This window comes from Streptomyces sp. BK340 (assembly GCF_007827595.1).
Taxonomy (GTDB): Bacteria; Actinomycetota; Actinomycetes; order Streptomycetales; family Streptomycetaceae; genus Streptomyces.
The window spans coordinates 150,630-167,469 of the sequence record NZ_VISR01000019.1 but is presented as its reverse complement, the minus strand read 5'-3'; the positions used below and the strand labels follow the sequence as shown (position 1 = coordinate 167,469).

Sequence of the window (16,840 nt, the reverse complement as noted above, 5' to 3'; positions counted from 1 at the left end):
GTCGACCGCCCGGGAGCCCGCCATGTCGGTCACCCATACCCTCGAGACCGATGTCCTGCGGCGGCAGGACCCGGAGCTGGCCGAGATCCTGCAGGGGGAGCTGGAGCGGCAGTCGACGACGCTGCAGCTGATCGCCGCCGAGAACTTCACCTCGCGGGCCGTGCTCGCCGCCCTCGGCTCGCCGCTCACCAACAAGTACGCCGAGGGCTACCCGGGCGCCCGGCACCACGGCGGCTGCGAACTCGTCGACGTCGCCGAACGCCTCGCGGTCGAGCGGGCCAAGGCGCTCTTCGGCGCCCGGCACGCCAACGTCCAGGCCCACTCGGGCTCCTCGGCCGTCCTGGCCGCCTACGCCGCCCTGCTGCGCCCCGGAGACACCGTCCTCGCCCTCGGGCTGGCCTACGGCGGCCATCTCACCCACGGCTCGCCCGCGAACTTCTCCGGCCGCTGGTTCGACTTCGTCGGCTACGGCGTCGACGCCGAGACCGGGCTCGTCGACCACGACCAGGTGCGCCACCTGGCCCGCAACCACCGGCCCAAGGCCATCGTGTGCGGCTCGATCGCCTACCCCCGCCACCTCGACTACGCCTTCTTCCGTGAGGTGGCCGACGAGGTCGGGGCGTATCTGATCGTGGACGCCGCGCATCCGATCGGCCTGGTCGCCGGGGGAGCGGCGCCCAACCCGGTGCCGTACGCCGACGCGGTGTGCGCCACCACCCACAAGGTGCTGCGCGGTCCGCGCGGCGGAATGATCCTGTGCGGCGCCGAGCTGGCCGAGCGCGTCGACCGGGCGGTGTTCCCGTTCACCCAGGGCGGCGCGCAGATGCACACCATCGCCGCCAAGGCCGTCGCGTTCGGCGAGGCGGCGACACCGGCGTTCGGCGTGTACGCCCATCAGGTGGTCGCCAACGCGAGGGTTCTCGCGGCCGGGCTGGCCGCCGAGGGCCTCGCGGTGGTCACCGGCGGCACGGACACCCACCTGATCACCACCGACCCGGCCCCGCTCGGCGTGGACGGGCGCACCGCGCGCGGCCGGCTGGCCGCCGCCGGGTTCGTCCTGGACTGCTGTGTACTGCCGCACGGCGACGGGCGCGGGCTGCGCCTGGGGACGGCCGCGGTGACCACACAGGGCATGGGGGAGCCGGAGATGGCCAGGATCGCCATGCTGCTGGCCTCGGTCCTGCGGGGCGGGACGGAACCGGCCGGGGCCCGGGAGGAGGTGCGCGAGCTGACCGGCAGATTTCCGCCGTATCCCGGCTGAGCGGGGGCAGGCGCACACCCGTACACCCCGGTGTGCACCGACGTGCACAGCCATTCGTGCAACCATCGTCGCTACCCGGAAGTCCTCATCCATATGCGTCGCTCGCTAGGGTGGTGGGCTGTGATGGCCAGCGAGACCTGTGGGGAAGCCCGTGCGTGAATACCTGCTGACGCTCTGCATCACGGCCGCGGTGACGTATCTGCTGACAGGGCCGGTACGGAAGTTCGCGATCGTGGCGGGAGCCATGCCGGAGATCCGGGCACGTGACGTGCACCGGGAGCCCACTCCGCGCCTCGGCGGTATCGCCATGTTCTTCGGCCTGTGCGCCGGTCTGCTGGTCGCGGACCACCTCACGAACCTCAACCAGGTCTTCGCCAGATCCAACGAGCCACGGGCGCTGCTGTCCGGGGCCGCGCTGATCTGGCTGATCGGTGTCCTGGACGACAAGTTCGAGATCGACGCGCTGATCAAGCTGGGCGGCCAGATGATCGCCGCGGGCGTCATGGTCATGCAGGGTCTGACGATCCTGTGGCTGCCCATCCCGGGCGTCGGCAACGTGGCGCTGACCCAGTGGCAGGGCACGCTGCTCACGGTCGCCCTGGTCGTCATCACGATCAACGCGGTGAACTTCGTCGACGGCCTGGACGGTCTGGCCGCGGGCATGGTGTGCATCGCGGCGGCGGCGTTCTTCCTGTACTCGTACCGGATCTGGTACTCGTACGGCATCGAGGCCGCCGCTCCGGCGACCCTGTTCGCGGCGATCCTGATGGGCATGTGCCTGGGCTTCCTGCCGCACAACATGCACCCGGCGCGGATCTTCATGGGCGACTCGGGTTCGATGCTGATCGGGCTGGTGCTGGCCGCGGGTGCGATCTCCATCACGGGGCAGGTCGACCCGGACGCGCTGGCCCTCTTCACGGGCTCGGAGAAGGCGGCGGTGCACCAGACGGTGCCGGTCTACATCCCGCTGCTGCTCCCGTTGACGATCATCGCCGTGCCGGCGGCGGACCTGGTGCTGGCCATCGTGCGCCGCACCTGGCGCGGCCAGTCCCCGTTCGCTGCCGACCGCGGCCATCTGCACCACCGGCTGCTGGAGATCGGCCACTCGCACAGCCGGGCCGTGCTGATCATGTACTTCTGGTCGGCGCTGATCGCCTTCGGCGCGCTGGCCTACTCGGTGAACTCGGCGTCGATGTGGATCGTGCTGGGCGTGGTCTTCCTCAGTGCGGTCGGCCTGGTGCTGCTTCTGCTGCCCCGCTTCACCCCGCGTGCCCCCAGGTGGGCGGAGCGCTTCGTGCCGCCGCGCTACCGCAGGCGGCGGGCGGTGCCCGCGCTCGACGCCGCGGTGCCGGCGGGCGGCGCGGTGCGCGAGTGCCACGGGTCCACCGCGCTCCGGGACCAGGCCCTGGTGCCGGACCGGGGTGCCGAGGCCGACGCCCGGTAGTCCGGGCGGGGTCCGCGGCACGATGCCGGGCCCCGCGCCGCCTCTTCGGCGGTGCGGGGCCCGGCATCGTTGTCATCGGGGGTGTCTGCCGCTGTTCCTCAGTCCGGCTCCGCGGTGAGCCAGCCGATCTGGACCGCCTTGGCGCCGGCCTGGAAGCGGCTGCGGGCGTCCAGCCTCGTCATCAGCGTGTTGGCGATCCGGCGTGCGGTGCGCGGCGAGATGCCGAGCCGCTTGGCGATCGTCTCGTCGGTGTGGCCCTCGTAGAGGAACCTCAGGGCCTGGCTCTCCTGCGGTGTGAGCCCGCGCTCGTCGGGCTCGGGCAGCGCGCTCAGCGGGGTCGCGGTGGCCCAGACGCTCTCGAAGAGGGCGCACAGCGCGGCCAGGGTGCCCTCGCCGGTGATGACCACGGCTCCGTCGCCGGAGCTCTGCGCGTTGGCGGATATGACGGCGCAGGTGCGGTCGGTGATGATCAGCCGCACCGGCAGGGAGGGGGCCGTGCGCACCGCGCCGCCCCGCTCCGCGAGCCATTCGGCGTACGCCTGGGTGTGCGGGCTGTTGCGCACGCTGTCGAGGTAGACGGTGCGCATCCGCACCCCGCGGTCGAGCAGCTCCTCGTCGAGGGGCTTGGCGGCACGCAGGCTCGCCTCCGAGTGGGCGCCGTTCGGCGCGAAGCACAGGACCTCGTCGCGGACCTTGCGGGTCATCGAGGCCAGCTGTTCCCGCACGGCCTCGACGCCGGACAGGAAGTTGCCGCCCGCGGCGGCCGCCTGGAGGCGTATGTCCGCGTACTGGGCCATGAGTTCCGCCGCCGCCGCTCTGGACGCCTCGACTCTGGACTGGTGAACTGCCAATTCCGCTTGCTGTCTCGCCAGGAGGATCTCCAGCCCGAGATCCGGGGACACCGCGCGCGGAATTCCGGATTCCGTATTCTGCGGGCGGATCAGTGCCAGTTCGCTCAGCAGGTCGAGGCTGTCACGGATTTCCTGCTCGGGCAGACCGGTCGTCCGGGCGAGGGTCGCGGTTCCCGCCTCGGGATTGGCGAGCATGGACCTGTACACCGCTTCAGCCTTGGTGTCGAGGCCCAGCAGCTCCAGCATCGGCGAATCTCCTTGGGGCGATCGTTACGGCCATTTGATCATGGCATGGGAGAGCCGCGTTGCGGTAGCCAATAATGGCTGGCCGCTTTGTTCCATGGCCGAAAGCGGCAAGGGTGCGGGGTTGTTCGGGTGGCCGGACAGCCGAAAAGGTCGTGACATGCACCTCATTCACGTTCAAATGTGTGCCTCTCCTCCCCTCGGGGTTCCCGACGGACTCGCCGACTGGCTGCTGGCCGCGAGCGAGCCCGCCGACGCCCTGGAGCACGTCAGTGTCCACGCCCTCTCCGGTGGCGCCCTCACCCTGGGGTTCTTCCATGTCACGGCCAGGCTGCGCGATGCCGAGCGCGGCGCGCTCCGCCTGTCGCGCCGGGCGGTGGACCAGGGGCCGTTGCGGGGCTACGTGCTGCAGTCCTGTGGTGGCGTGCTCGTCCCGCGCTACCACGACGCGTTCGTCGGGGAGGCCGGTGACGGCGGTCCAGGGGTGGCATGAACCCGTCATTAGTGCTGGACGGAACCGGACGGGGACGCTTCCGTCCAGCGGCAAACCCTTCAGATGTCCCTGCCGGCACGCAAGAGTGAAGTCACGTCAGCAAAGACCTGACCCGGCAAACAGCCGGGACTTCATGACGGGGGAATTTCATGAACCGCAACGTTCACCGTGCCTTGGCCGTTTTCGCCACGCTCTTCGCCCTCCTCGGTATCGGGGCCGCCACCGCTTCCGCGGATGAGCAGACCCCGGCCACCGCCGTGGTTTCCGGTGTCACGGGAGTCCACCTCCCGGTCGACCCGGACGACTCCATGGTGTGGGACTGAATTCAGGAATCATGCATTCCGTTCATGCCGAGAGGGGGCTTCGAAATCGCATGTCGCCGATCGCACACCGAGATATCGGCACCATCGTCAGGAATGCGCGCGTCAGGCGGGGAGTCAGCCAGCGCGCGGTAGCGGAGAGATCGGGGCTCAGCCTGCGGACGCTCCGCGAGATAGAACAGGGCCGTGTACGCGCTCCCCGGGCCAGCTCCCTGCAGCGGCTCGCCGAAGTCCTCGACGAGCCGGTGCTGTTCCCCGAGCCCGTGCCGACTCCGTCGGACCCCGCCGCCCACGCCGCCGACGAACCGCTCGCCCTGCAGATCCTCGGGAGGCTCTCGGTGCGCCGGGGGCCGGCCGAGGTGACGGCGGGCACCCCGAAGCAGCAGAGCCTGCTGGGCCTGCTCGCGCTGCGGGTGAACCAGCCCGTCGACCGCGACGAGATCACCCACGTCCTGTGGGGCGACGACATACCCGACTCCTTCGGGCAGCTGATCCACACCTACGTCTACCGCATCCGCCAGCTGCTGGAGACGCACACGGGCGACGAGGCGCCGCCCGCCCTGCTCATGCGCCGGTCCAACGGCTACGAACTGCTCGTCCCCGAGGAGGACCAGCTCGACCTGCTCCGGTTCCGCCGGTGTGCCCGGCTGGCCGGTCAGGCGCGTGAGGCGGAGCAACCGGAGCGTGAGGTCGCCCTGCTCGAGGAGGCCCTGACCCTGTGGCGCGGACCCGTGCTGGAAGGCATGGGGCCCGGGCTCATGGACCATCCGGTCGCCGCGGAGGCCCGCAACCAGCGGGTCACCTCCGCGCTGCGGCTGGCCGACCTGGTCCTGCCGCAGGGGCGGTACGAGGAGGTCATCGACCACCTCGGACCCATCGCCCGGGACCACCGCCTGCACGAGGGCGTGCACGCCCGGCTCGTGACCGCACTGGCCGGTTCGGGCCAGCGGGCCGCCGCGCTGGAGATGTTCGCCGCCGTCGACCGGCGGCTGCGCAACTACAGCGGCATCGGCGCGGGCGACGAACTGCGCCAGGCCCAGTCGGCCATCCTGCGCACGGACGAGGAGGCGGCGCCACGCCCCGCCGCCCGCCGCACCACGGGTGAGCCGGTGCGCCCCTTCCACATGCCGCCCGGCATCCGCGACTACGTGGACCGGCCGGAACAGCAGCGGATCCTGCACCACCTCACCGGGCGCGGACCGCAGGTGGCCTTCGGCGCCGCGCCCATCGCGGCGCTGTACGGACCCGTCGGCGTGGGCAAGTCCATCCTGGCCGCCCGGGTGGCGGCCTCCTCCCGGCCCACGTTCCGCGACGGCGTGCTGCACGGGGAACTGCGCACGGGCACGCCCGAGGAGGTGCGGCTTCTGCTGGGCCGCTTCCTCACCGCGCTCGGCCTGCCGGCCGAGTCCCTGCCCGAGTCGCTGCCGGCCCGCAGCGCGCTCTACCGGAGCCTGCTGGGCAAGCGGCAACTGCTCGTCGTCCTGGACGACGCACCGGGGGAGCAGGCCGTCCGGCCGTTCGTGCCGGGCGGGGTCAGCAGCGCGCTGCTGGTGTGCAGCCGGGAGCCGCTGTCGGGTCTCGAGGGCGCGCGGCACTTCCGGATCACCCCGTTCGACGCCGACCAGGCGGCCGCCCTGCTGGCGTCGGTCATCGGGGAGGGCCGGGTGAGCGCCGAGCGCGCCGCGGCCGACCGCGTCACCCGGCTGTGCGGCGGGCTGCCGCTGGCCGTACGGGTCGCCGGCATGCGGCTGGCGGCGCGTCCGCACTGGCCGCTGTCCCGGCTGGCGGAGCGCCTGGAGGACCCGGGCAAGCGGCTCGACGAGCTGGTCACGGGCGACCTGGACGTGGCCGCCCGGATCGCCCGCGCGCTGCCGGAGGCCGGGACCCGGCTGGGCGACGCCGTGTCCGAACTGGTCGGCAGCGCCGGGTCGTTCACCATCGCCGCCACGGTGGGGCTGCTCGGCTGCTCCCCGCGGGAGGCGGAGGACGTCCTGGAGGCCCTGGTGGACCGCCAGGTCCTGGAGGGCCCGGCCCGCTCCGGCGGGGAGTACGCCTTCCTGCCCCTGACCCGGCTGGCCGCCCTGGCCAGGGACAGGGGACGCCGGGGGGACGCCGCGGCCTGATCCGGCCCGATCCGAACGGAACCCCCCGGCTCAGCCGCACAGCTCCTTCACCCGGGCCACCAGGTCCGCCTCGGTCTCCCCGTCGCCGGGGACCGGGGCGACCTCCAGGTGGGTCACACCGGCCTCGCGGTAGGCGGCGATGCGGTCCTTCACGTACGACTCGGGGCCGCACAGCGTGGTGGCCTCCAGCAGGGCGTCCGGCACCGCGGCCGCGGCCGCCCGGCGCTCGCCGCGCAGGAACAGGGACTGGACGGTTTCGGCCTCACGGCGGAAGCCGTAGCGGCAGACCAGGTCGTAGTAGAAGTTGCGGCCGGGTGCTCCCATGCCGCCGATGAACAGCGCGAGCCGGTCGCGTGCCCGCTCGCGGTGCCGGGCGGCGTCGCCGCCGATGGCCAGCAGGCCGCCGGCGGAGATCATCAGCGGGGCCCGGCCGGGTTCGCGGGCCGCGGCCCCGGCCCTGAGATCCTCGCCCCAGACACGGTCGCACCACTCGGGCACGAAGAACATGGGCAGCCATCCGTCGGCCGTCCCGGCGGTCATCCGCACGTTGCGCGGGCCGAGGGCGGCCACCCACACCGGGACCTCCGGCCGCGTCGGCGCGGTCAGCAGCCGCATCGGGGTGCCCAGGCCGGTCGCGCCGGGGGCGTCGGCGGGCAGCGGGAGCCGGACCGCGGAGCCGTCGTAGGAGACCGGCTCCGCGCGTCGCCAGAACGCGCGCATCACCTCGATGGTCTCCCGCGTGCGGTCCACCGGGGACCGGTAGGGCACGCCGTGCATTCCCTCCACGACCTGCGGTCCGGAGGCGCCCAGACCGAGATGGGCGCGGCCCTCGGAGAGGGCGTCGACCCCGGCGGCCGTCATCGCGAGCAGGGCGGGCGTACGGGTGTAGACCGACAGGATTCCGGAGCCGATCTCCACCCGGCTGGTGCGGGCGGCGATCGCGCCCATGAAGCTGGGTGCGTCGAACCCGTACGCCTCGGGCACCCAGATCAGGTCGAGGCCGGCCCGTTCGAGTGCGGTGACGTCACGGGCGGCCCGGACGATGTCGCCGTCGTAGCGCAGCTGCATCGAGATCTTCATGCTGTCCTCGCGTCCTCGTGTGTGTCCGTCCCGGCTCAGCCGCGGACGGCGGCGACCGGACGGGCCGTCAGGGGGCGGATCAGGCCGGCCAGGACCAGTTCGCGGACCCGGAAGCGCTGCACCTTCCCGGAGGAGGTGAGCGGCAGGTCCGTTGCCAGGTACAGGGCCGCGGGCACCATGTGCGGGGGCAGCCGGCGCGCGCACTCGGCGAGCACCTGCCCGGCGTCGGGCTCCGGCCCGTCCGCGGCGGGCTGCAGGACGGCGGCCACGACCTCGCCGTACTTGTCGTCCGGGACACCGACGACGACGGCGTCGCGGACCCCGGGCACCGTGCACAGCAGTTCCTCGATGGCGGCGGGCGATATGTTCTCGCCGCCCCGGATGATCAGGTCGTCGAGGCGTCCGGCGACGCGCAGGGTGCCGTCCGCGGCCATCGAGCCGAGGTCCCCGGTGTGCAGCCAGCCGTCCGCGTCGACCTTGCGGGCGGTGGCCTCCTCGTCGCCGTGGTAGCCGAGCATCTGCTGGTACCCGCGGGCACAGATCTCACCCTGGACACCGAGCGGCCGCACCGCCCCGGTGCCGGGCTCCACGATCCGCACCTCGGCGTGCGGCAGCGGCCGGCCCACCGTGGTGGTCTTCAGCTCGGCGGAGTCCCCGGGCCGGGTCAGGGTCAGGACGGAGGCCGTCTCGGTCTGCCCGTACAGGTTGAAGACCGTCGTGGAGAACAACTCCTCGGTGTCGCGGATCAGCTGGGCGCGCACCGGGGCGGCACCGGTGAGCACCGCCGAGAGGACCGGCAGCGGTCCCCGGGCGGCGGCGGCCACCTCGCACAGGGAGGTGAGCACCGTCGGCACGCTGGTGAGCAGGGCGCCCGGGTGCTCCCGCAGCGTCTCGAGCAGGGCCAGCGGGTGGAAGCGCTCCAGCAGGACGAACGTGCCGCCGCTCCACAGCGGCCCCAGGGTGGAGATGACACAGCCCGCGGTGTGGAACATCGGCAGCGGGGAGACCACGGTGACACCGCGCGGGACGCCGAGCCCCTCGAAGGTGAGGCGGGCGACGTTGACCACCGCGCGGTGGGAGAGCAGGACCGCCTTGGGCGTCCCGGTGGTCCCCGAGGTGAACTGCAGCTGGGCCGGGACCGCGCGGACCTCCTCGTCCGAGGGCAGCGGACCGCTCGCCCGGAGCGTGTCCCACGCGCCGAGGGGGACGATGTGCCGCAGGCCGGGCAGCCGCGGTTCGACCTCGTGGACGATCGCGGCCATGTCGTGGTCGCGGCTGCGCTCGGCGTGCAGCAGCAGCTCGGCGCCGGAGGCGCGCAGCGCGTGCTCCAGACCCTCCGCGCGCAGCGCCGGGTTCAGCGTCACCAGGGTCACGCCGGCCAGCGCGGCCGCGTAGGCGAACACGGGCCACCGGGCCACGTTCGGCGCCCATACGGCCACCTTGGCGCCCACCTCCACGCGGCGCAGCAGGCCCGCCGCGACGGACTCCGCCTCCGCGAGCAGTTCGCGGTAGGTCCACTGCTGCCGGGGCCCGTCGCCGTCGGGCACGCCCACCAGGGCGACGGTGTCCCCGTGGGCCGCCGCGGCCTCGCGCAGCAGCGCGCCGACGGACCGGTCGAAGAGGGGGACGGAGCGGTCCGCGGGCCAGAACGACTCAGCGGGCATGAACGGGCTCCTTCGGACGGGGGCGGCCGCATTCGGCCAGGACGGCGAACATTCTCGGAAAATAAACGGCCGTCACGGGGAAAGGGGCAGAAGGAAATCCAGGCTGTTTCCAGTTCCGTGTTTCTTCCGGTGCTTTACGGTGCAGCGACCGAACTGCGCGGAAAAGCTTGGGAGTTCTTCATGACGCGAAATCTGACGGGCGCCTGGCCCGGATTGTCCGGGCTGCGGGTACTGGATCTGTCCCGGTTGCTGCCCGGGGGATTCGCGACGCTGATGATGGCCGATCTGGGCGCCGACGTCGTCAAGGTCGAGGACCCGCAACTCGGCGACTACGGGCGGCTCGTGGACCCGGACGCCTTCGCCGCGCTGAACCGCAACAAGCGGTCGGTCGTGCTCGACCTGCGGACCGAGGACGGGCGCGCGGACCTGCTGCGGCTGGTACGGGACAGCGACGTCGTCGTGGAGTCGTACCGGCCCGGCGTGCTGGACGGGATGGGGCTCGGCTACGACCGGCTGCGGGAGGCCAATCCGCGGATCGTGCTCTGCTCGGTCACCGGCTTCGGGCAGACCGGGCCGTACGCGCGGCGGCCGGGTCACGACCTCAACTTCCTCGCCCTGTCCGGGTTCTTCGCCGTACCCCATCGCACCGCCGGCCGCACCGACCGGGTGGGCGTGCGGGTGGCGGACATGGCCGGCGCGATGTACGCCGCGTACGCCACCGTCGTCGCCGCCTTCGCGGCCCGCACCACGGGCGAGGGCCAGCACCTCGACGTCTCCCTGCACGAGGCGGCCGCGGCGTGGAGCGGGCCGTTCGCGCTGCCGCTGCTGGAGCGGGCCGAGCCCGTGGACAGCCCGCTGGTCACCGGGGACAACGACGTGTTCACGGTGGCCGACGGCCGCCGGATCACCCTCGCCACCTTCGAGGACAAGTTCTGGCTGGTCTTCCGGCACGCCCTGGCACCGGAGTTCCCCGAGCTGGACGACGACTCCTGGGACCGGCGCTCCGCCCGTACCAAGGCCAAGCACCAGGTGGCCGAGCTGCTGGCCGGGGTGTTCGCGCAGCGTGACTTCGCCTGGTGGACCTCGGTCCTGTCCGGCCTCGACATCCCCTGGGCGCCGGTCTACGAGTCCGCCGGGGAACTGATGGCGGATCCGCACACGGCCGAGCGGGAGCTGGTGGGCACGCTGCCGGGCTCCGCCACCGACCGGCCGCGCCGCCAGGTGCGGTTCCCGGTGCGGTTCGGCGCGGGCCTCGACTCGCTGCGCGGCGCGGCCCCCGCGCACGGTGAGCACACGGCCGAGGTGCTGGGTCTGCGGCCGGAGGCGGCCGAGCGGGAGTGAGCGGACCGGAGGGGCCGGTGCCGTCCGCATGACGGCACCGGCCCCTCCGGGGTCAGTGCGGCAGCGCCACACCGAGGCCCAGTTCGTCCGCCCGGTCGCGGACCGCCGCGGCCACGGCGATGTCGTGCACGCCCATGCCGAACGGGTTGACCACCACCCGGTCCGCGGCACCGACCGTCCCCGTGAACGCGCCGGACACCAGTGCCGGCAGGGTGGCGTCGACGCTCCGCCCGCCGTCCGGTGCCGGTTCGCCCGGGCCGGTGATCCGGCCGGCCCGGGCGAGCTTCCCGAGCAGCCGGTGCTCGTCCTCGGCGACCAGCTGCCAGTCGTCGACGAACAGCGCGTCGCAGCCCATCAGCAGACTCTCGGCCGCGTCGTCGAGCGAGACGTTGACGAAGACCGAACCCTCCGTCAGCCAGTCCAGCTCGACGTACGGCTCGGTCGTCGTCGTCACCGCCACGACCAGCCGCGCCCGGCCGGCCGCCTCCCGCGCCTCGGTCACGACGGACACGGCCAGCTGCGGTGCCGAGGTGCCGAGCCGGGCGGCCAGCCGGCGGGCGTTGCCCGGGTCCTGGTCGTACAGGACGACCTCGGACAGCTTCGGGCAGGTCCGCACGAGCAGGTCCAGATGCACCTCGGCCTGCCGTCCGCAGCCGAGGAAGGCCGCCTCGGTGACCTGGGCCGGATCCCGCAGGGCACGCAGCGCGGCCAGCGACACGCCCGCGGTGCGCAGGGCGCTGATCAGTCCGCCCTCCATCACCCAGGCGGGCCGGGCGGTCTCCGGGTCGTTCAGGACGATCAGCCCGGCGGCGCGGGGCAGGCCGAGGCGGTGGTTGCCCAGCGAGGCATTGATGATCTTGCAGCCGTAGGCGTCGCCGGACCAGCCGGGCAGGATCAGGCTGCGCGCGGCGGCACCGGAAGGCGTCGTCCAGCGCAGCGCGGCCTCGGGGGTGAGCCCGGCCGCCTCGCGGCGCACGGCCCGCAGGGTGTCCTCGACGATGTCGACGACCGGCAGGGCGGCGCACACGTCGGCCACGTCCGCGCTGCCGAGATAGGTGAGCGGTGGCATGGGGGAGTCGGTCATGGGATCGCTGTCTCCTGTGCGTGGGTGGTGCCGGCCAGGGCCTCCAGAGCCACGGCGACGTCCGGTGACGCGGTGGCCCGGGCCTTCGCCGCGGTCTCCTCGAGGGGGTACTTCTCGCCGCTGTCGGGGCATATGCAGGCGACCTCGCGCAGCGCGGGGTCCGCGGCGGCCCGGGCCACCGCGGCCAGCACGGCGGCCCCCGAGCTTCCGCCCAGCGACAGCCTGGTGGCCCGCCGCAGCAGCACACAGGCCGCTGCGGCGTCCTCGTCGCGCACCCGGACGATGTCGTCGACATGGTGCGGACGCACGAAGTCGGAGGGCCGGCCCGAGCCGAACCCGGCGAGCTTGTGGGGCCGCTCGGCCGGCGGCCCGCCCAGCGCGGCGGAGCCGACGGCGTCCACGGCGATGACCCGGGCGGCGGGCAGCCGGTCCCGGAAGGAACGGGCGATCCCGGCCAGCGTGCCGCCCGTCGAGACCGCCACGGCGACCGCGTCGTACGCGCCGCCCGGTGCCTCCCGTACCAGCTCCGCCCCGGTCCGGCTCTCGTGCACACCGGGGTTGGCGGGGCTGCGGTACTGGTCCGTCCACACGGCGCCGGGGTCCCGGCGCAGCAGGTCCTCGACCGCCCGCAGCCGGGCGTCCAGCGTGCGGCCGCCCGGCACCTCCCGCACCACGACGACGTCGGCGCCCAGTTCCCGCATACGGCCCACGCTGGCCTGCGGGGTGCTCGGCTCGACGACCAGGGTGCAGGCGTAGCCCCGCGCGGCGCACAGGCCGGCGAGCGCGATGCCGAGGTTGCCGGAGGTGGACTCCACCACCCTGCTGCCCGGGCCCAGCCGCCCGCTCGCCTCCAGGGCGTCCAGCAGAGCCTGTGCCGTGCGGGCCTTGATCGAGCCGAAGGGGTTGTGCCACTCCAGCTTCAGCCACAGCCGCACGGACCCGTCCGGCAGCGGGACACGGACCGGAACCAGGGGGGTGCCGCCGATCCGCCCGGGCGGGTGGACCGTGGTCGTCGGCGCGTTGAACGACGTCATGAGTGATCGTTTCCTGCGGTCATGACCTGCTCCGGCCGCGCCCCCGCGGTGGGCCGGGTGACGTGGTCGGGGCCGATGTCGCCGATGCGGTAGCCGCGCGGATAGCCCGGGTAGGTCCGGGCGGTCGGCCGGGTCATCAGCCGGGCCATCAGGGTCGGCGCCACCCGCTCGGCCGCCGCGTGGCCCCGCAGCCCCAGCGCGTTCAGGCCGCGCACCCATCCGGCCGGCTCCGGCATGCCGAGGGCGTCCCGGGCCGCGCGGTCCAGGCGGCAGGGCAGGGTCGCGGCCACCACGTCGCTCACCGGACGCGGGTACCAGGAGGCGTAGAGCCGGAGGATCTGGCCACCCACCCGCTCGTTGCTGGGCGCGGGGCTGAAGTGCGCCTTCTCGTAGTCCCGGTTGAACCGCTCGAAGGCGTCCACGTCGGTGGGCAGGTCACGGATGTTCATCCGGCGCCCCACCTCCGTGTAGAAGTAGAACGCCGCCAGCCGCTCCGTCTCGCTGACCCGGCGCCACGCCCAGCGGTCGATCCAGCGGATCGGCTCGAAGACGAACGTGGACAGCACATAGAGCATGTCGTCGTTGTCGATGGTGAAGCGGCGGTGCGCCTGGTTGATCTGCCGCAGGGCCTGCCGGCCGCGCTCGGAGTCGTATCCGCCGCGCACCATTTCACCGAGCAGAATTCTGGTGTCGTCGTACCGTTTCTGGGCGCGCAGCGCGAATTCCCCGCTGCCGTCCAGAGTTTCGGAGATGCTGGGCACACAGCAGGTGCGCCAGATCGCGACTTCCAGTCCGCGACCGTAGTCCCAGGGGAACTCACGGTCGGAGGATATGCGGTGGATCAGCTCGTGATCCGCTTTGGGATCGAGAGTCTGCAGGTGTTTCAGGGTCGCGTACCGGTCTCGCATTCGAGTACCTCGATCGCTGGTGATCCGCATGGGTCGGGGGCCCGCTACAGCGGGGTCGAGCCGGTGGCCGAGACGACCTCCGGCCGCGTCGGGTCGAACCGGCCAGTCTCGTAGCGCCACTGGAGCTGGCCGCTGAGCCAGCTGCGCAGGCCCTCGATGTGACGGCGCAGCGACTCGCGCTCGGCGGGGGACAGCTCGGCCGCCAGGGCGGGGCCGGGGAAGGTCCGGCTCAGCTCGGTGAACCGGTCGAAGCGCTCCTGGACCATCGCGCCGACCGCGTCGACCGAGGTCTGCAGGTCGCAGCCGTGCTCGTGCCGGTGGACCAGCACGAGGTTGTGCGGGTCGCCGAGCAGCGCCTCCTTCTCGCAGGAGAAGAGGTCGTTGGTCCACAGGTCGGCGTCGGAGAGCGCCTGGTTCATCTCGGTGAACTCGGGCAGGCGGTAGATCTCCTCGGGGACCTCGGCGTGCGTGGTCACCTCGATCAGGTCCAGGTACGGCATCAGGGCGCGGCCCCGGTACTCGATGTACTCGGCGAGGCCCGGCACCCGGCCGGTGAGGCGGTTGCGGGACTCCCACACGCAGGTGTCGAAGAACGCCCCGACGTGGCCGGCGAAGCGGGTGCGCCAGGTGTCGGAGGTGTACGGCGCGGTACGGCGCCACAGGTCCGCATAGGCCGGGTGGAACACCCGGCTGAGGGAGGCCTCCACCGGGCTCTGCGGGAGCGCGGGGACGGTGCCGTCGGCGGGGAGCCAGCGGAGGACCTCGTCGCACACGCGGCGCAACCGGTCGGGGTCCTGGCCCAGCCGGGTCTCGTCGAACTGGTCGTCCAGGACCAGCATGCAGCTGATCCAGTCGGTGACCAGGGCGAGTTCCGTCTCGCCGGAGTGGGGATAGGCGCGGGACATCAGGGTGCCGAGCAGGGAGCGGGCGTGGTGGTCGCGGGCGGCCCGGTCGGGGACGAGGCCGAAGCGGGCGACGAAGGCGCGGGTGCTCTGTTCGACGCTGTCGGTGAACGGGCTGATCCTGGTGGGGAAGTCGGAGTGGAGGGGCGGCATGCGGAGGGTCATCTGGCACCCGTCGTGGTCGTGGTCGGTGTGTGCCGCCTCGGCTTCGCCTTCGGCGGGATCGGGTTCCCACCCGCACCACCCGTGCGGATTTCGACGTCGGGTGCGGGTGGCCCCTGTGCGGGGTGCTCGCCGTCGGCGGCGTGCGGGGAGTGCGGGCGGTGCGTCGCCTCGGCTTCGCCCTCGGCGGAGATCCGGGCTCGCGGTCGGCGGTCGGCGGTCGGCGGTCGGCGGGGCGTGGGGCGTGGGGGAGGTGAGGGCGTCAGCTCGGCCTTGCCTTCGCGGCTGTGGGGGTGCCGGGTCGGCTTCGCCCATGCGGCTTGTGGGGCATGGGGGCGTCAGTCCGGCTTCGCCTTCGCGGCTGTGGAGAGTGCGGCGTCGGTTCAGGCCGGTAGTTGGAGGGACTTGGTTTCCTGGAACTCGTGGATGCCGTGTGGGCCCAGTTCGCGGCCCGTGCCGGACATGCCGTGACCACCGAAGGGGGCCGACGGGTTGAACTTCGCGTCGTTGATGTCGACCTGGCCGGCACGGAGCCGACGGGCCACGGCTGTGGCGCGGTCCCGGTCGGCGGACCAGACGGTCGCCGCCAGGCCGTAGGGGGTGGCGTTCGCCAGGCGGATCGCGTCCGGCTCGTCCTCGTAGGGGAGTACGACCAGGACGGGGCCGAAGATCTCCTCCTGGGCGAGCGGGGCGTCGGGCGGTACGTCGGTCCAGGCGCCGGCCGGCACGTAGTGGCCGCGGGCGGGGACGTCGTCCTGTGCGGCGCCGGCGACGCGGCGGGCGCCGGTGGCCTGGGCGGCCCGCAGGTACTCCCGGACGCGGTCGCGTTGGTCCCGTGAGACCAGCGGGCCGAGCCGGCAGGCGGGGTCGTTCGGGTCGCCCGGCCGGTAGGCGGCGAGGGCCGAACGGACCACGTCCACCGTCTCGTCCAGGCGGGACCGGGGCACGAGCAGCCTGCTGCGGGCGGAACAGGTCTGACCGGCGTTGTGCAGGGCCGAGTGCACCCCGTCGGTGACGGCCGTGGTGAGGTCGGCGTCCGGCAGTACCACCGTCGCCGACTTCCCGCCCAGCTCCAGGCAGACCCGCTTGACGCCGGCGCCCGCGACCGAGCCGACCTCCCGGCCGGCGCGCAGCGAGCCGGTGAAGGAGACCACGTCGACGCCGTCGGCGGCGGCGAGCGCCCGGCCGGCCTCCGTGCCACGGCCCGGCACCAGGTTGAACACGCCCGGCGGCAGGCCGAGGCCGTCGATCAGGGTGGTGAGGAAGTACGCGGAGAGCGGGGCGAGTTCACTGGGCTTGAGCACCACCGTGCAGCCCGCCGCCAGCGCGGCGCCCACCTTCGCGATCACCTGGTGCAGCGGATAGTTCCACGGCGTGATCGCGCCCACCACCCCGGCCGGCTCGCGCACGACCAGCGAGTGCCCGATCCGCTCCTCGTCCGGCCGAGCCGTCAGGGCCTCGGCGAACCCCTCCAGCACCTTCAGGGGCAGACCCGCCTGCACGCGCCGGGAGAAGGTGATGGGCGAGCCCATCTCCAGGGTGATCAACCGCGCCATCTCGTCGTGGTGCCGGGCGAGGGAGTCGCGCAGCGACAGGAGTGTCCCGGCCCGGGCGGCCGGGGCCGTCGAGGCCCAGCCGGCACCCGCCGCACCGGCCGCCGCCACGGCGCGCGCCACGTCCGCCGCGCCGCACGCCGGCACCCGGGCGATCTCCGCCTCGGTGGCCGGATTCTCGACCGGAAGCGTCTCCCGGCCCTCGGGAGCGGTCCAACGGCCGTCCAGATAAACCGAGCCAAGTGGCAGCGAATCCATGACTGGTGAATCCATCACTGGCGAATCCATGGCTGTCGAAAAAGACCCTTCATGCGTCGGGCGGTGCAACAGGCAGGTCAAACCCTCGCCCAACAGACGCACAGAGGACTGGAGACAAC

The 16,840-nt window shown here is 73.0% G+C and carries 14 protein-coding genes; 6 read left to right on the top strand and 8 right to left on the bottom strand.

Going from position 1 to position 16,840, the window contains the following annotated elements; genetic code table 11:
- Positions 1-22: 22 nt before the first annotated feature.
- Positions 23-1,261, top strand: a complete 1,239-nt coding sequence (glyA, locus tag FB157_RS29380) for a serine hydroxymethyltransferase (protein ID WP_145883685.1) — start codon at positions 23-25, stop codon at positions 1,259-1,261.
- A gap of 151 nt (positions 1,262-1,412) precedes the next feature.
- Positions 1,413-2,705, top strand: a complete 1,293-nt coding sequence (locus FB157_RS29375) for an MraY family glycosyltransferase (protein WP_145883684.1) — start codon at positions 1,413-1,415, stop codon at positions 2,703-2,705.
- Positions 2,706-2,803: 98 nt separating this feature from the next.
- On the opposite strand, the gene FB157_RS29370 is transcribed toward FB157_RS29375, so the two are convergent.
- The gene (locus FB157_RS29370; RefSeq protein ID WP_145883683.1) at positions 2,804-3,802 is read right to left on the bottom strand and encodes a LuxR C-terminal-related transcriptional regulator; all 999 of its coding nucleotides are present in this window, start codon (positions 3,800-3,802) and stop codon (positions 2,804-2,806) included.
- 178 nt (positions 3,803-3,980) lie between these two features.
- Here FB157_RS29370 and FB157_RS29365 point away from each other — a divergent pair, with 178 nt between their 5' ends.
- The 3 genes from FB157_RS29365 to FB157_RS29360 all read left to right on the top strand — a co-directional run bounded on the left by FB157_RS29365 (position 3,981) and on the right by FB157_RS29360 (position 6,735).
- On the top strand, positions 3,981-4,292 hold the full coding sequence (locus FB157_RS29365) for a hypothetical protein (RefSeq protein ID WP_145883682.1): 312 nt from the start codon (positions 3,981-3,983) through the stop codon (positions 4,290-4,292).
- Between the two features lie 149 nt (positions 4,293-4,441).
- A complete protein-coding gene (locus FB157_RS47495) occupies positions 4,442-4,615 on the top strand; it encodes a hypothetical protein (RefSeq protein ID WP_186581734.1) in 174 nt (57 codons plus the stop codon).
- Between the two features lie 50 nt (positions 4,616-4,665).
- On the top strand, positions 4,666-6,735 hold the full coding sequence (locus tag FB157_RS29360; protein WP_186581733.1) for a BTAD domain-containing putative transcriptional regulator: 2,070 nt from the start codon (positions 4,666-4,668) through the stop codon (positions 6,733-6,735).
- Between the two features lie 30 nt (positions 6,736-6,765).
- On the opposite strand, the gene FB157_RS29355 is transcribed toward FB157_RS29360, so the two are convergent.
- Both FB157_RS29355 and FB157_RS29350 read right to left on the bottom strand, forming a co-directional pair.
- Positions 6,766-7,815, bottom strand: coding sequence for an LLM class F420-dependent oxidoreductase (locus tag FB157_RS29355; RefSeq protein WP_145883680.1), 1,050 nt, complete (start codon positions 7,813-7,815; stop codon positions 6,766-6,768).
- Between the two features lie 35 nt (positions 7,816-7,850).
- Positions 7,851-9,479 carry a class I adenylate-forming enzyme family protein gene (locus FB157_RS29350; protein ID WP_145883679.1) on the bottom strand — a complete coding sequence of 543 codons (1,629 nt, stop codon included), beginning with the start codon at positions 9,477-9,479 and terminating at the stop codon, positions 7,851-7,853.
- 180 nt (positions 9,480-9,659) lie between these two features.
- Here FB157_RS29350 and FB157_RS29345 point away from each other — a divergent pair, with 180 nt between their 5' ends.
- Entirely contained in the window at positions 9,660-10,820 is a 1,161-nt protein-coding gene (locus FB157_RS29345; RefSeq protein WP_145883678.1) for a CaiB/BaiF CoA-transferase family protein, read from the top strand.
- 52 nt (positions 10,821-10,872) lie between these two features.
- Here FB157_RS29345 and FB157_RS29340 read toward each other — a convergent pair whose 3' ends face one another.
- The 5 genes from FB157_RS29340 to FB157_RS29320 all read right to left on the bottom strand — a co-directional run bounded on the left by FB157_RS29340 (position 10,873) and on the right by FB157_RS29320 (position 16,721).
- Positions 10,873-11,904 (bottom strand): ornithine cyclodeaminase, encoded by a 1,032-nt coding sequence (locus FB157_RS29340; protein WP_145883677.1) that lies wholly within the window; start codon positions 11,902-11,904, stop codon positions 10,873-10,875.
- Entirely contained in the window at positions 11,901-12,938 is a 1,038-nt protein-coding gene (locus FB157_RS29335) for a cysteine synthase family protein (RefSeq protein ID WP_145883676.1), read from the bottom strand. Before FB157_RS29335 ends, FB157_RS29340 begins: the two co-directional genes overlap by 4 nt.
- On the bottom strand, positions 12,935-13,846 hold the full coding sequence (locus FB157_RS29330) for an oxygenase MpaB family protein (protein ID WP_186581732.1): 912 nt from the start codon (positions 13,844-13,846) through the stop codon (positions 12,935-12,937). Before FB157_RS29330 ends, FB157_RS29335 begins: the two co-directional genes overlap by 4 nt.
- Positions 13,847-13,890: 44 nt before the next feature.
- Entirely contained in the window at positions 13,891-14,913 is a 1,023-nt protein-coding gene (locus FB157_RS29325) for a terpene synthase family protein (protein ID WP_145883675.1), read from the bottom strand.
- A 380-nt stretch (positions 14,914-15,293) separates the two neighbouring features.
- Positions 15,294-16,721 carry an aldehyde dehydrogenase family protein gene (locus FB157_RS29320; protein ID WP_222440964.1) on the bottom strand — a complete coding sequence of 476 codons (1,428 nt, stop codon included), beginning with the start codon at positions 16,719-16,721 and terminating at the stop codon, positions 15,294-15,296.
- Positions 16,722-16,840: the final 119 nt, after the last annotated feature.

Coding starts and splice junctions, on each gene's coding strand:
- glyA (WP_145883685.1), top strand. CDS start 23: ATGTCGGTCACCCATACCCTCGAGACCGATGTCCTGCGGCGGCAGGAC.
- FB157_RS29370 (WP_145883683.1), bottom strand. CDS start 3,802: ATGCTGGAGCTGCTGGGCCTCGACACCAAGGCTGAAGCGGTGTACAGG.
- FB157_RS29365 (WP_145883682.1), top strand. CDS start 3,981: ATGTGTGCCTCTCCTCCCCTCGGGGTTCCCGACGGACTCGCCGACTGG.
- FB157_RS47495 (WP_186581734.1), top strand. CDS start 4,442: ATGAACCGCAACGTTCACCGTGCCTTGGCCGTTTTCGCCACGCTCTTC.
- FB157_RS29360 (WP_186581733.1), top strand. CDS start 4,666: ATGTCGCCGATCGCACACCGAGATATCGGCACCATCGTCAGGAATGCG.
- FB157_RS29355 (WP_145883680.1), bottom strand. CDS start 7,815: ATGAAGATCTCGATGCAGCTGCGCTACGACGGCGACATCGTCCGGGCC.
- FB157_RS29350 (WP_145883679.1), bottom strand. CDS start 9,479: ATGCCCGCTGAGTCGTTCTGGCCCGCGGACCGCTCCGTCCCCCTCTTC.
- FB157_RS29345 (WP_145883678.1), top strand. CDS start 9,660: ATGACGCGAAATCTGACGGGCGCCTGGCCCGGATTGTCCGGGCTGCGG.
- FB157_RS29340 (WP_145883677.1), bottom strand. CDS start 11,904: ATGACCGACTCCCCCATGCCACCGCTCACCTATCTCGGCAGCGCGGAC.
- FB157_RS29335 (WP_145883676.1), bottom strand. CDS start 12,938: ATGACGTCGTTCAACGCGCCGACGACCACGGTCCACCCGCCCGGGCGG.
- FB157_RS29330 (WP_186581732.1), bottom strand. CDS start 13,846: ATGCGAGACCGGTACGCGACCCTGAAACACCTGCAGACTCTCGATCCC.
- FB157_RS29325 (WP_145883675.1), bottom strand. CDS start 14,913: ATGACCCTCCGCATGCCGCCCCTCCACTCCGACTTCCCCACCAGGATC.
- FB157_RS29320 (WP_222440964.1), bottom strand. CDS start 16,721: ATGGATTCGCTGCCACTTGGCTCGGTTTATCTGGACGGCCGTTGGACC.